This is a genomic window from Allobosea sp. 10L417, assembly GCF_056395485.1.
Genome location: NZ_JBFTJP010000003.1, coordinates 261,800 through 274,914 on the forward strand (window position 1 = coordinate 261,800; position 13,115 = coordinate 274,914).

Consider the following 13,115-nt stretch of genomic DNA (forward strand, 5'->3'; position numbering starts at 1 on the left):
CATTCCGGGGCATGCCGCAGGCATGAGCCCGGAACCCATGAACTCGACATTGCCGCGTTTGCCGCACCGATCGCTGCCCGCGCCTCTTTGGTTCCGTGACGTGCTCATGGGTTCCGGGCTCGCAGCTTCGCTGCGTCCCGGAATGACGGCGGCGCAGAACCGCAAGGCATCGCCCTTATGACCGTCCATTTCATCGGTGCCGGCCCCGGCGCGCCCGATCTCATCACGCTGCGCGGGCGCGACCTCATCGCCGCCTGCCCGGTCTGCCTCTATGCGGGATCGCTGATCCCGACGGCTATGCTCGACTGGTGCCCGCCGGGCGCCCGCATCGTCGACACCGCCCCGCTCGATCTCGACGCGATCATCGCGGAGATGGAAGCCGCCCATCTCGCCGAACAGGACGTGGCGCGGCTGCATTCCGGCGATCTCTCGATCTGGAGCGCCTGTGGCGAGCAGATGCGCCGGCTCGACCGATCAGGCATTCCCTACACGGTGACGCCGGGCGTGCCGGCCTTCGCCGCCGCCGCCGCCGCGCTGAAGCGCGAGCTCACCCTGCCGGGCGTGGCGCAATCGCTGGTGCTGACGCGCACGTCCGGCCGCGCCTCGGCTATGCCGCCGAAGGAAAAGCTCGCGACCTTCGCCGCCTCCGGCGCGACCCTCGCCATCCATCTTTCGATCCACGTCATCGAGCAGGTCGTGGCGGAGTTGACCCCGTTCTATGGTGCCGACTGCCCCGTCGCGGTGGTGTTCCGCGCGACATGGCCGGACGAGACCGTGCTGCAAGGGGCGCTCGCCGACATCGCTGTCAAGGTCCGCGCCAGCGAACTCGAACGCTCCGCGCTGATCCTGGTGGGGCCGGCGCTCGCAGCCGATGATTTCGGCGAAAGCGCGCTCTATTCGATCGACTACGACCGCCGCTTCCGGCCGCGGGGCGGGCTGTGAGCGCGCGCGGCCTGCTCATCGCCGCGCCGCGCTCCGGCTCCGGCAAGACCACGATCACGCTCGGGCTGCAGCGTGCGCTGGCACGCCGCGGTCTGACCGTGCGCGGACTGAAATGCGGGCCCGATTACATCGACCCCGCCTTCCACGCCGCCGCGACCGGGGCGCCAAGCGCCAATCTCGACAGCTACGCGATGTCGGACCGCCTGCTCGGGCGGATCGCGGCCGAGGCGGCGCGCGCTGCCGACATGGTCATCGCCGAAGGTTCCATGGGGCTGTTCGACGCCGTGCCGGGTCCTGAGGGCCATACAGGCGCCAGCGCGGACATCGCGGCACGGACCGGCTGGCCGGTCGTGCTCGTCATCGACGTCTCCGGGCAGGCGCAGTCGGCGGCGGCGGTCGCGCTCGGCTGCAAAGCCTACGATCCGCGCATCCGCATTGCCGGCGTCATCCTCAACAAAGTCGCGAGCGCCCGCCATGAGCGGCTGGTGCGGCAGGGCATGGAGCGCATTGGCCTCTCCGTGCTCGGCGCGCTGCCACGCGAGGCGAGCCTGATCCTGCCCGAGCGCCATCTCGGTCTGGTGCAGGCCGGCGAGACCGCCGACCTGCATGCCCGGCTCGACGCGCTGGCCGACGCCGTCGCGGCTGCTGTCGATCTCGATGCAATCGCAGCGGCAGCCGGCGACACCGTTCCCATGGCCGCAGCCGATGGCGATACCCCGCCGCTGCCCGCACCGGGACGGCGGATCGCAATCGCCCGCGACGCCGCGTTCTCGTTCGTCTATCCGCATGTCGAGGCCGGATGGCGTGCGCTGGGCGCCGAACTCGTGCCCTTCTCGCCGCTCGCGGACGAGGCCCCGCCGGAGGATTGCGACGCCTGCTGGCTGCCGGGGGGCTATCCCGAGCTCCATGCCGGCACGATAGCGGCAGCAAGCGGTTTCCTCGGCGGCCTGCGCAGCTTCGCCGAGACCCGGCCCGTGCATGGCGAGTGCGGAGGCTACATGGTTCTCGGGCGCAGCTTGATCGATACCGACGGCGTCGCTCATGCCATGGCCGGGCTGCTCTCGGTCGAGACCTCCTTCGCCAAGCGCAAGATGAATCTGGGCTATCGCCGCGCCATCCTGGAAGCGGACGGACCGCTCGGGCCGGCGGGTTCCGCGCTGACCGGGCACGAGTTCCACTATGCCAGCATCGCCGCTCAGGGAGAGGATCCGCCATTCGCTGTGGTGACGGACCCGCATGGCTCGGCTCCTGCCCCGGCCGGAAGCCGGCGCAGGCTGGTGACAGGTTCGTTCTTCCATGCCATCGCGGCGGCGGAAGCAAGATGAGCCGGGCTCCGGCCTTCGACGAGACCTTCGCCGGGCAATTCGAGGAATTGCTGCGCTGGCGGCGCGATGTCCGACGGTTCCGGCGCGATCCGGTCCCCGCCGATCTCATCGAACGTCTCATCGCCCAGACGCAGCTCTCGCCCTCCGTCGGGCATTCGCAACCCTGGCGCTGGCTCGCCGTCGAGGAGCCGGCTCAGCGCGAAGCTGCACAGGCCAGCTTCAGCCGCTGCAATGTCGAGGCTCTGGCGTCCTATGAGGGCGAGCGCGCCGCGCTCTATGCGCGCCTCAAGCTCGAAGGTCTGCGCGAGGCTCCGGTGCAACTCGCCGTGTTCTGCGACCATGGCACCGAGCGCGGCCATGGCCTCGGCCGTCGGACCATGCCGGAGATGCTCGACTACTCGGTCGTCGCGGCCATCACGCAGTTCTGGCTGGCAGCCCGCATTCACGGTCTCGGCGTCGGCTGGGTCTCGATCCTCGAGCCCGCCGAGATCACCGCAGCTCTCGACGCACCGCCCGACTGGAAGCTGATCGCCTATCTCTGCGTGGGCTGGCCCGAACAGGATTGCGACGTGCCGGATCTGGTCAGAGCCGGCTGGGAACAGGGCTGAGGGCTCAGGCACTTCCCCATCAGACGCCGCCCTGCCGCAGCCGCACGACGAGGCCGCGCAAGGCCATGGCCACCATGCTGCAACAGAAAGAAAAAGCCGGCCCGAGGGGCCGGCCTTCCGGATGATATAAGCGGGAGACGGCGCCTCAGCGGCGGAATCCGCCACCGATCACCCCGCCCAGAGCGCCGCCGACGATGCCGCCGAAGATCGCGGCACCCGTGCTGTCCCCGGTATCACTCTCACGCGTCCGGACGCGGCCCTGATAGCCGGTGCTGGTTGTGCCGCGCGGCTGCGTACCCGAGCTGGCGGTGCCACGCTCGCGAGCGAGATCGCGCCGGTACATTTCCTCGCCCTCATCGGCGACCTTGCGTGTGCTGCGGCTGCCTTGCGGTGTATCCGCGACAGCCTTCCGCGTCTTCTTTTCGGCGGCCGCCTTCTGCTCCTCGGCCAGGAGCTGTTGGTAGGCAAGCTCGCTCTGGGCGCGCAACGCCGTCGCCTGCATGGCCGTCAGGAAGCCGGTTTCCGGGATGCTGCGCGACTTCTGCCATTCCTGAATCGCCTTGCGCTGGCTCGGCCCGAAGGTTGCGGCGGCCTTGCCGGGCTGGAAGCCGGCGACGCGCAGACGGGCTTGCAATTCGCGGCGATCCTTCGCCTCGAGCTTCATCGCCGTCTCGGTCTGCACAGTGCCGACCTCCTTCTTGAGCGCCTCGTCAGTGACGCCGGGAGGCGCCTCCGTGGCGCTCGCAGCGGGCTTCGCCGCTTCGAGGCTGGCGAGGCGATTGCGCGCGAAGGTGGCAAACTGACCGGACGGGAAGGCATCGAGATAGGCGCGGTAATCGGCCGCGGAATTACCGCGCTCGGCGACTTCCCAGGTCTTCACGTCGAGCTGGGCGCGATCGAGGGAGGGCGCAGCCGGCATGGCCGGAACCGGCACGGCCGCATCGATGGTCTTGGTCGCGGCAGCCGAAGCATCGACCGAGGCGAGCTTCAGCGTCGGGTTCAGCCTGAATTCGCCGATGATCGAGGAATTCGTCCAGGGCTTCTGCTTCTTGCCCGTCGTTTCCCATACATCGGCGCGGACGCGGTCCATCACCGTGGTGATGGAAACCTCGGGCGTCTCGATGTGCTTGAGCAGCGCGGAGGTGAAGGGGCTGTTGCCATCACGCTCACCATCGAGCGCAGTCGCACGCGGATCGGTGGCGAAGGCGATCAGGATGCCCGAGGCCGACTGGGTCTCGATCGCGGTCAAGCCGCGGGAGACGGAGCGGGACTTTGCGGCGAGCTGGGTCGCGAAGGGGTTGTCGCGGCAGGCGTCGAGAATGACGATATTGACGCGCTCGTCGCGCTGCATCTGGCGCAGGACCAGCTGGACGTTGACCGCCCTGAAGTCGAGATCCGCCTCCGAACGCAGCGAAGCGTCGACCGGGATGAGATAGTTCTCGTCGCCGATGGCGATGCCGTGGCCGGCATAGTAGACGAGGCCAGCCTTGGCGCCGTCGAGCTTCTGCGCGAACTCGCGCACCATGCCCGTCATCTCCTCCATCTTGAGATCGTAGCCTTCGACAACCTCGAAGCCGAGGCGCTTCAGCGCCGCCGAGACGCCCTTGGCGTCCCGCATCGGATTGGCGAGAGGCGGCACCGCCGTATAGGCGCTGTTGCCGATCACCAATGCGACCCGCCGCTCCGGCGCGGCCGCAAGGCCAGGGGAAGCCAAGGCAATGGCCCAGAGCACCAGCGCAAAGGTCGAAGCCAAGCGGGCTTGGAACACCGAAACCAGAGACGCGAAGTTCACGACAACCTCCCCCCAATTCAGCGGCACATACCCTCTGGCCGCGAAGCTCCCGACAAGGGCCACACGATTGGTCGACTGACAACGAAAACGAAGGCCAATGGGCATTTTTACCGCAACATTTCCCAACGGTAAACCAGAATACCCCTTGGTCGCGCCTCCCCTGCCGCAGGTTCAAACGGATTTTCCGGAGCATTGTCCGGAGCTGGCAACATCGCGCGACGCGGCCGAGCGCGACATCCTCCATTTGCAGGAGATCGGCGGAATAAGACCAAGGGATGAGATGTCCCTTCCGCGCGCCGCTTCCGGCCCCGGGATCGTTGACTTATGTTCGCGGCGCGGTGCAGCATGCCATGCAAGGGGAACCGCACAAGCAAGAATGATTAAGCTGATGAGGGCTGGCAACCGGCATGCCTGAGGACAATATTCTTTCGACGTCAGGTCTAACCAAAGAATTTGCCGGCTTTACAGCTGTGAACGGCGTGGACCTCAATGTCCGGCGGGGCTCGATTCACGCTTTGATCGGCCCCAACGGAGCCGGCAAGACGACCTGCTTCAACCTGCTGACCAAGTTCCTCCCTCCGACGCGCGGCACGATCATGTATAACGGCCGCGACATCACGCGCGAGAAGCCAGCGGAGATCGCACGGCTCGGGCTGGTGCGGTCGTTCCAGATCTCGGCCGTGTTCCCGCAGCTCTCGGTGCTGACAAATGTCCGCATCGCCCTGCAGCGCAAGCGCGGCGATTCCTTCGATTTCTGGCGTTCGGAGCGCACGCTGAGGAGCCTGGACGATGAGGCGAGGAGCCTCGTCGACGCGGTCGGTCTCACGCCCTTCCTCTCCCTGACGGCGGGCGAGCTCTCCTACGGCCGCAAGCGCGCACTCGAGATCGCGACGACGCTGGCGCTCGATCCGGAGATGCTGCTGCTCGACGAGCCCATGGCCGGCATGGGCCGCGAGGATGTCGAGCGCATCGAGGCCCTGATTCGCAAGGTCTCGAAGAACCGCACCATCCTGATGGTCGAGCACAACCTCTCGGTTGTCGCCTCGCTGTCGGACCGCATCACCGTGCTGGCGCGTGGGCAGGTGCTGGCCGAGGGCGACTACGCCACCGTCTCGAAGGACCCCCGCGTGGTCGAGGCCTATATCGGCTCGGGAGGCGGACATGGCCACCACTGAAGCCGCGAAGGCCCCTGCGACGGCGGCCGGCAACGCTCCGCTGCTGAAGGTGCGCGGGCTCGAGGCCTGGTACGGGGAATCGCATGTACTGCACGGCATCGATCTCGACGTCGCGCCCGGCGAGGTCGTGACTCTGCTGGGCAGGAACGGCGCCGGCAAGACCACGACGCTGAAGTCGATCATGGGCGTGATCGGCAAGCGCAGGGGCTCGGTCGTGCTGGAGGGCAAGGAGACGATCGGCCTGCCCTCGCGCGCCATCGCCCGGCTCGGCATCGGCTTCGTGCCCGAGGAGCGCGGCATCTACGCCTCGCTCTCGGTCGAGGAGAACCTGATGCTGCCGCCGCAGGTCAGGCCGGGAGGGCTTTCCCTCGACGCCATCTTCACGCTCTTTCCCAACATCAAGGAGCGGCTGAAGAGCCAGGGCACGAAGCTCTCCGGCGGCGAGCAGCAGATGCTGGCGATCGGCCGCATCCTGCGGACCGGCGCGCATCTGCTCCTCCTCGACGAACCCACCGAGGGCCTCGCGCCGGTGATCATCGAGCAGATCGGCCGCACCATCGCAAAACTGAAGCAGGAAGGCTTCACCATCATCCTGGTGGAACAGAACTTCCGCTTCGCCCAGACCGTGGCGGACCGACACTATGTCGTCGAGCAGGGCAAGGTTATCGACATGATCCCGAACGCCGAGCTCGACGCCAATATCGAGAAGCTGCACCGCTATCTCGGAGTTTGACGGGCTTCGCCCGGATGCCGGCATCGCGCGGCCAAGAACACGGCGAAATGCCGACAACCACACCAGGGAGAACGACGATGAAACTGAAGACGATTCTTGCAACGACCGCGCTCGCCGCCCTGATGGCCAGCCCGGCACTGGCCCAGCAGATTTCGGTCAAAGCCGGCGTGCTGAACGACCGCTCGGGCCTCTATGCCGACCTCTCGGGCGAAGGCTCGGTCATCGCCGCGCGCATGGCGGTCGAGGACTTCAAGGCCGCCGATAAGGGCATCAAGGTCGAGATCGTCTCGGCCGACCACCAGAACAAGCCGGACGTCGGCTCGACCATCGCCCGGCAATGGTATGATCAGGACGGCGTCGACCTGATCCTCGACGTGCCGACCTCCTCGGTTGCGCTGGCGGTCAGCCAGATCACCAAGGAGAAAAACAAGATCCACATCAACTCGGGCGCCGGCTCGTCGGACCTGACCGGCAAGGCCTGCAGCCCCAACACCGTCCACTGGACCTACGACACCTACGCGTTGGCGCAGGGCACCGGCGGCGCCATGGTGAAGGCCGGCGGCGACACCTGGTTCTTCCTGACCGCGGACTACGCCTTCGGCCATGCGCTGGAGCGCGACGCCACGGCCGTGATCACCAAGGCCGGCGGCAAGGTCGTGGGTTCGGTGAAGACGCCGTTCCCGGGCACCGACTTCTCGTCCTTCCTGCTCCAGGCGCAGGCCTCCAAGGCCAAGGTCATCGGGCTGGCGAACGCGGGCGGCGACACGATCAACTCGGTCAAGCAGGCGAGTGAGTTCGGCATCACCCAGGGCGGCCAGAAGCTCGCCGGCCTGCTCACCTTCATCAGCGACGTCAACGCGCTCGGCCTGCAGGCGGCGCAAGGCCTGGTCCTGACGGAAGCCTTCTACTGGGATCACGACGATCAGACCCGCGCCTGGTCGGAGCGCTTCGCCAAGCTCAACGGTGGCAAGAAGCCGACCATGGTCCATGCGGGCGTCTATTCCGGCATGCTGCACTACCTCAAGGCGGTCGAGGCCACGAAGAGCAAGGACAGCGCCACGGTCATGGCCAAGATGAAGGAAATGCCGACGGACGACCCGCTCTTCGGCAAGGGCACCATCCGCATCAACGGCCGCAAGGTGCACGACATGTATCTCTACGAGGTCAAGAAGCCCTCCGAGTCGAAGGGCCCGTGGGACTACTATAAGCAGATCGCCGTGCTGCCGGGCGAGCAGGCCTTCCAGCCGCTTTCCGAGAGCGAGTGCCCGCTCGTCAAGAAGTGAGCCACTGAAGCCCGGCTCGGCCGGGCTTCGAACCCTCCGACGTCATTCCGGGCCTGCGCTTCGCTGCGCCCGGAATGACGGACGAGGTTCCATGAAGACATCCAGATGATCTGAGCCCCGCATGTTCGAACTTCTTGGAGTCCCGCCCCAGGCGCTGTTCGGCCAGGTTCTTCTCGGCCTGATCAACGGCTCGTTCTACGCGATCCTCAGCCTCGGGCTGGCGGTGATCTTCGGGCTCCTGAACATCATCAACTTCACCCATGGCGCCCAGTACATGATGGGCGCCTTCGTCGCCTGGATGTGCCTGAACTATCTCGGCATCAACTACTGGGCAGCGCTGCTGCTGGCGCCGATCATCGTCGGTGCGACCGGTATCGCGATCGAGCGGCTGCTGCTCAAGCGCATCGCCCATCTCGACCATCTCTACGGGCTGCTGCTGACCTTCGGGCTGGCGTTGATCATCCAGGGCGTGTTCCGCAACTATTACGGCTCCTCAGGCCTGCCCTATGCCATTCCGCCGCAGCTCGCCGGCGGCCAGAATCTCGGCTTCATGTTCCTGCCGAACTATCGCGGCTGGGTGATCGTCGCATCTCTCGTCGTCTGCCTCGGCACATGGTTCCTGATCGAGAAGACCAAACTCGGCGCCTACTTGCGCGCCGCAACCGAGAACCCGACCCTGACCCAGGCGTTCGGCATCAATGTGCCGCTCCTGGTGACCCTGACCTATGGCTTCGGCGTTGCGCTCGCGGCCTTCGCCGGCGTGCTTGCAGCGCCGATCTATTCGGTCAATCCCAACATGGGCGGAGACCTGATCATCGTCGTCTTCGCTGTCGTCGTCATCGGCGGCATGGGCTCGATCATGGGTGCCATCGTCACCGGCTTCTCGCTTGGGGTGATCGAGGGCCTGACCAAGGTGTTCTACCCGGAAGCGGCCGCGACCGTGATCTTCATCATCATGGTGCTGGTGCTGCTGGTGAAGCCCGCCGGCCTGTTCGGCCGTCAGGCCTGACGCGAGCGAGGGACAATCTCATGACCGACCTTGCCTCGAGCGACACCCCGGCTGCCGCCGTCGTCACCGAGACCGACGACAGCACGGCGCGCCTGCACCGCAACCTGTTCATCGCCATCGCCGCGGTGCTCGTGGTCGCGCCCTTCGTCGCCTATCCCGTCTTCGTGATGAAGGTTTTGTGCTTCGCGCTGTTCGCACTCGCCTTCAACCTTCTCCTTGGGTATGGCGGGCTCCTTTCCTTCGGCCATGCCGCCTATTTCGGCATGGCGAGCTATGTCAGCGCCTACACCGCCAAGAACTGGGGCCTGACGCCGGAGCTCGCGATCCTGCTCGGCACGGCAATCGCCGCCGTGCTTGGCACCGTCTTCGGCGCGCTCGCCATCCGCCGCCAGGGCATCTATTTCGCCATGATCACGCTGGCGCTCGCCCAGATGGTGTTCTTCTTCTCGCTGCAGGCGCCACGCTTCACCGGCGGCGAGGACGGCATCCAGGCGGTGCCGCGCGGTAAGTTCCTCGGCCTGATCAGCCTCGCCGACGACCGCGTGCTCTATTGGCTGGTGGCGGCGATCTTCATGATCGGCCTCTTGCTGATCTACCGCATCATCCACTCGCCCTTTGGCCAGGTCTGCAAGGCGATCCGCGACAACGAGCCCCGCGCCATCTCGCTCGGCTATCGCGCCAACCAATACAAGCTGGCGGTCTTCGTGCTCTCGGCGACGCTCGCGGGACTCGCGGGCGCAACCAAGGCGATCGTATTCCAGCTGGCGTCGCTGACCGACGTCTACTGGTCGATGTCGGGCGAGGTCGTGCTGATGACGCTGGTCGGGGGCTTGGGCACCGTGTTCGGCCCGATCGTCGGCGCGCTCGTCATCGTCGCCATGCAGAACTACCTCGCCACGCTCGGCGCCTGGGTCACCGTCGTCCAAGGTGTGGTCTTCGTGGTCTGCGTGCTGCTTTTCCGCGAGGGCATCGTCGGCGTCATCGCCAAGGCGATCAAGAAGCCGCTCTGAGCCGAGACGGGGCCGTCACCGGATCAGCTTCAAGACCGGCCGGAACTGCGGATGGTCCGCCGTCCGCAGCCATTCGAACAGCACCATCTCGGTGGTGACGATCTCGGCGCCATGGCTCGCCATGCGGTTCAGCGCAATCGCGCGCGACTCCGGGACGCGCGAGCCGATCGCGTCCGCGGCGACGACCACCCGCCGGCGGCGATCGAGCAGGCTGAGCACGGTCTGGCCGACGCAGACATGCGCCTCGCAGCCGCAGATAACCAGCTCATGATCTCCTGCGACGGCATCGAGGAAGGCGGGTTCCGCGCAAGCGTCGAAACTCATCTTGGTGACGACCGGACCAGCCCCGGCCAGTTCCGGCACCGTCGTGCCCAGGCCGCGCGGATTCTGCTCCGTCAGAACCGCGGGGATATCGAGCAGGCGCGCCGCCTCGGCGAGACGGCCTGCATTGAGCAGCACCTTATCGCCGTCATGGATCGCCGGCATCAACCGCGTCTGGAAATCGATGACGACCAGCATCACATTCTCGGCGGCCAGCAGCGGCATCGCGAACCTCCTTTCGCCGTTTCCGGTTTACCTACCATAGCGCGCCTCGGCACCCTCAGCGTCAACCCGGCCGGTCACCCGCCGCGGGTGCCGCTTGACTCGCTCCGGCGCGCCCCACATGCCATCGACATGAACGAGGATGCGAGCGTTCCCTTCGCGACCACGCTGCTGGTGCTCGCCGCCGCTCTCCCGATCTGGCAGAGCAGCCACGCCGCCGTCGAGGCGGCATTGCCTGGGGACTGACCGAGGCGCTGCGCGCTGCATTGCGCCAGCTAGCCTAAAGAAGATCGCAGCCGCTCCGCCCCCATCGCAGAGCGGCCCCGACAACACGCGGCTGGCGCATGGCTCACGCCAGCACTAATTTCCGTCATTCTCAAAATGCAGATTGAAACACGGTTTCCATGGACAAGCGGCTCGACGCACCGGCCCAGGCCGCATCGCTGACACCTGCCGATATCCGCTCGATCCTGATCGGCGTCATGCTGGCGCTGTTCCTGGCCGCGCTCGACCAGACGATCGTCGCCACCGCGCTGCCGACGATCGGCCGCGAACTCAACGACGTCACGCATCTGTCCTGGGTCGTCACCGTCTACCTGCTGTCCTCGACCGCCGTGACACCGCTCTATGGCAAGCTCGCCGATATCCATGGGCGGCGGGTGGTCCTGCTCTCCGGCATCGTCGTTTTCGTGATCGGGTCGATCGCCTGCGCGCTCGCACCGTCGCTCTGGCTGCTGGTGCTGGCGCGCTTCATCCAGGGGCTCGGCGGCGGCGGTTTGATCGCGCTTGCCCAGACCATCGTCGGCGACATGGTGCCGCCCAAGGAGCGCGGACGCTATCAGGTCTATTTCGCCAGCGTCTTCATGTCGTCCTCCCTCCTCGGCCCGGTCCTCGGCGGCGTGCTCGCGGAGCAGTTGAACTGGTCGGTGATCTTCTGGATCAACGTCCCGCTCGGCTTCGTGGCCTATTGGATGACGAGCTCGGCGCTGAAGCGCCTCCCGCGCCATGAGCGCCCCCACAAGCTCGACGTGCTCGGCGCCTTGCTGATGACGCTGGGAACCGTATCGCTGCTGCTCGCCCTGTCCTGGGGCGGCACCGCCTATCCCTGGCGCTCCCTGCCGATCGCCGGGCTGGTCGGCATATCCCTGGTGCTTTGGGCGCTCTTCGCCTGGCGCCTGCGGACGGCCGCCGAGCCGCTGATTCCGCTCGACCTGCTCGGCAACCGCGTCGTGCGGCGCGGCACCGTCGCAGCCGGTTTCGGCATGGGCACCTTCATCGGCCTGACGATCTATCTGCCGCTCTATTTCGAGACGGTGATGGGGATGAGCGCCACGCATTCCGGCCTCGGCCTCCTGCCGCTCACCTGCGGGACGGTGGTCGGCGCGTTGAGCTCCGGCCGCGCGATGTCGCATCTGACGAATTACAAGCGCGTGCCGCTGGCCGGGCTCTTCGTCGCGCTTGTCGGCACGGCCGGGCTGTCCGCCTTCTCGGGGCAGCTTCCGCTGTCGGCTTTCTCCGTGATCCTCGCCGTCGTCAGCATCGGCTTCGGCACCCTGCTGCCGGTCGCGACCGTCTCGATCCAGAATGCCGTGAACTCGCATCAGCTCGGCACGGCAACCGCAGTGGCCAACTTCTTCCGCCAGATCGGCGGCGCGCTCATCGTCGCGATCTTCGGCGCGATCGTGCTCGGCGGCGTCGGTGGCCCCTCCGCGCAGCTCTCGCCCGAGGCGCTGAAGCTCGGCACGGTCGATCGCGAGACGATGGTGACGCTGTTCCGCTATGTCTTCGGCGCAGCGAGCCTCGGCTTCGGCTGCGCCCTGATCTCGCTCGCACGCATGAAACAACTCCCCCTGCGCGGCCGGGCGATCGAAGCGGCCGAGGTGGTCGGCGGCGAGTAGGGCCAGTATCGGATCAGGTTGAAACAACCTGAGCTGAAAACGATCCCTGGCGGAACCGACAGCGATGCTGCGCGTTGCCTTGTGCTTGTCACCTGCACGGGCCAGCATGCCACCATTCGCAGCAAGAGGTTCACGCCATGTCCGATCTCGTCGTCATCGTGTATCCGACCGAGGCCCGCGCCGAAGAGATGCGCCAGAAGCTCATCGGCCTGCAGAAGGAATATCTGATCGAGATCGGGGATGCCGCCATCGCGGTGATGCATGAAGACGGCAAGGTGAAGCTGAACCAGTTGCTCAACACCACGGCGATGGGCGCGCTCTCGGGCTCGTTCTGGGGGCTCCTGATCGGCGCGATCTTCCTGATGCCGATCTTCGGCGCGGCGCTCGGCGCGGCTTCCGGCGCGCTCGGCGGCGCCCTGACCGATTACGGCGTCGACGACAAGTTCATGAAGGATCTGTCGAGCAGCCTGCGGCCCGGCAATGCCGCGCTCTTCGTGCTGGTCAAGAAGGTGACAGGCGACAAGGTGCTGGAGGCGATCCGCGGCACGGGCGGCACCGTGCTCAAGACCTCGCTCGACCGCACGCAGGAGCAGAAGCTGCGCGACGCACTGGCCGACGCCCATACGGCGACCCCGCCGGCCGCGGACTCGCCGCCCGAACCCTATCCGCAGGGAACCGGCGCGCCCTCGCCGGTGGGGTGAGGTATCCCGGCTTTCCGTCATTCTCGGGCGAAGCGGAGCTGAGGCCCGAGAATCGCGTTGAGGAGATGCTCGGGTCAGGTCCGAGCATGACGCGTC

Annotated in this window: 12 protein-coding genes; 10 read left to right on the forward strand and 2 right to left on the reverse strand. The window is 66.7% G+C overall.

Annotated elements, in window-relative coordinates:
* Nucleotides 1–177 precede the first annotated feature (177 nt).
* Genes cobM through bluB form a run of 3 tightly spaced genes read left to right on the forward strand, consistent with a single transcriptional unit; the run spans nucleotide 178 to nucleotide 2,875 of the window.
* Nucleotides 178–942: a precorrin-4 C(11)-methyltransferase gene (gene cobM / locus AC1DE3_RS11685; protein ID WP_441509447.1), complete on the forward strand. Its 765-nt coding sequence runs from the start codon at nucleotides 178–180 to the stop codon at nucleotides 940–942.
* A complete protein-coding gene (locus tag AC1DE3_RS11690) occupies nucleotides 939–2,267 on the forward strand; it encodes a cobyrinate a,c-diamide synthase (RefSeq protein ID WP_476852397.1) in 1,329 nt (442 codons plus the stop codon). Before cobM ends, AC1DE3_RS11690 begins: the two co-directional genes overlap by 4 nt.
* Nucleotides 2,264–2,875, forward strand: coding sequence for a 5,6-dimethylbenzimidazole synthase (bluB, locus tag AC1DE3_RS11695; RefSeq protein ID WP_441509449.1), 612 nt, complete (start codon nucleotides 2,264–2,266; stop codon nucleotides 2,873–2,875). The genes AC1DE3_RS11690 and bluB overlap by 4 nt, the downstream gene beginning before the upstream one ends.
* A 145-nt stretch (nucleotides 2,876–3,020) precedes the next feature.
* Here bluB and AC1DE3_RS11700 read toward each other — a convergent pair whose 3' ends face one another.
* Nucleotides 3,021–4,667 carry a caspase family protein gene (locus AC1DE3_RS11700; RefSeq protein ID WP_441509450.1) on the reverse strand — a complete coding sequence of 549 codons (1,647 nt, stop codon included), beginning with the start codon at nucleotides 4,665–4,667 and terminating at the stop codon, nucleotides 3,021–3,023.
* Nucleotides 4,668–5,074: 407 nt separating this feature from the next.
* Here AC1DE3_RS11700 and AC1DE3_RS11705 point away from each other — a divergent pair, with 407 nt between their 5' ends.
* From AC1DE3_RS11705 to AC1DE3_RS11725, 5 genes are all read left to right on the forward strand, one after another.
* The gene (locus AC1DE3_RS11705; protein WP_441509451.1) at nucleotides 5,075–5,842 is read left to right on the forward strand and encodes an ABC transporter ATP-binding protein; all 768 of its coding nucleotides are present in this window, start codon (nucleotides 5,075–5,077) and stop codon (nucleotides 5,840–5,842) included.
* On the forward strand, nucleotides 5,829–6,575 hold the full coding sequence (locus AC1DE3_RS11710) for an ABC transporter ATP-binding protein (protein WP_441509452.1): 747 nt from the start codon (nucleotides 5,829–5,831) through the stop codon (nucleotides 6,573–6,575). Before AC1DE3_RS11705 ends, AC1DE3_RS11710 begins: the two co-directional genes overlap by 14 nt.
* Nucleotides 6,576–6,652: 77 nt before the next feature.
* Complete coding sequence (locus AC1DE3_RS11715) at nucleotides 6,653–7,858, forward strand: ABC transporter substrate-binding protein (protein WP_441509453.1); 1,206 nt, start codon at nucleotides 6,653–6,655, stop codon at nucleotides 7,856–7,858.
* 121 nt (nucleotides 7,859–7,979) lie between these two features.
* Nucleotides 7,980–8,867, forward strand: coding sequence for a branched-chain amino acid ABC transporter permease (locus tag AC1DE3_RS11720; protein ID WP_441509454.1), 888 nt, complete (start codon nucleotides 7,980–7,982; stop codon nucleotides 8,865–8,867).
* Between the two features lie 20 nt (nucleotides 8,868–8,887).
* A complete protein-coding gene (locus AC1DE3_RS11725) occupies nucleotides 8,888–9,877 on the forward strand; it encodes a branched-chain amino acid ABC transporter permease (protein WP_441509455.1) in 990 nt (329 codons plus the stop codon).
* A gap of 15 nt (nucleotides 9,878–9,892) precedes the next feature.
* Here AC1DE3_RS11725 and AC1DE3_RS11730 read toward each other — a convergent pair whose 3' ends face one another.
* Nucleotides 9,893–10,423 carry a hydrolase gene (locus AC1DE3_RS11730; RefSeq protein WP_476779769.1) on the reverse strand — a complete coding sequence of 177 codons (531 nt, stop codon included), beginning with the start codon at nucleotides 10,421–10,423 and terminating at the stop codon, nucleotides 9,893–9,895.
* 401 nt (nucleotides 10,424–10,824) lie between these two features.
* Between AC1DE3_RS11730 and AC1DE3_RS11735 the strand changes: the two genes are divergently transcribed.
* Complete coding sequence (locus AC1DE3_RS11735) at nucleotides 10,825–12,318, forward strand: MDR family MFS transporter (RefSeq protein ID WP_441509457.1); 1,494 nt, start codon at nucleotides 10,825–10,827, stop codon at nucleotides 12,316–12,318.
* 137 nt (nucleotides 12,319–12,455) lie between these two features.
* Entirely contained in the window at nucleotides 12,456–13,019 is a 564-nt protein-coding gene (locus AC1DE3_RS11740) for a DUF1269 domain-containing protein (RefSeq protein WP_441509458.1), read from the forward strand.
* Nucleotides 13,020–13,115: the final 96 nt, after the last annotated feature.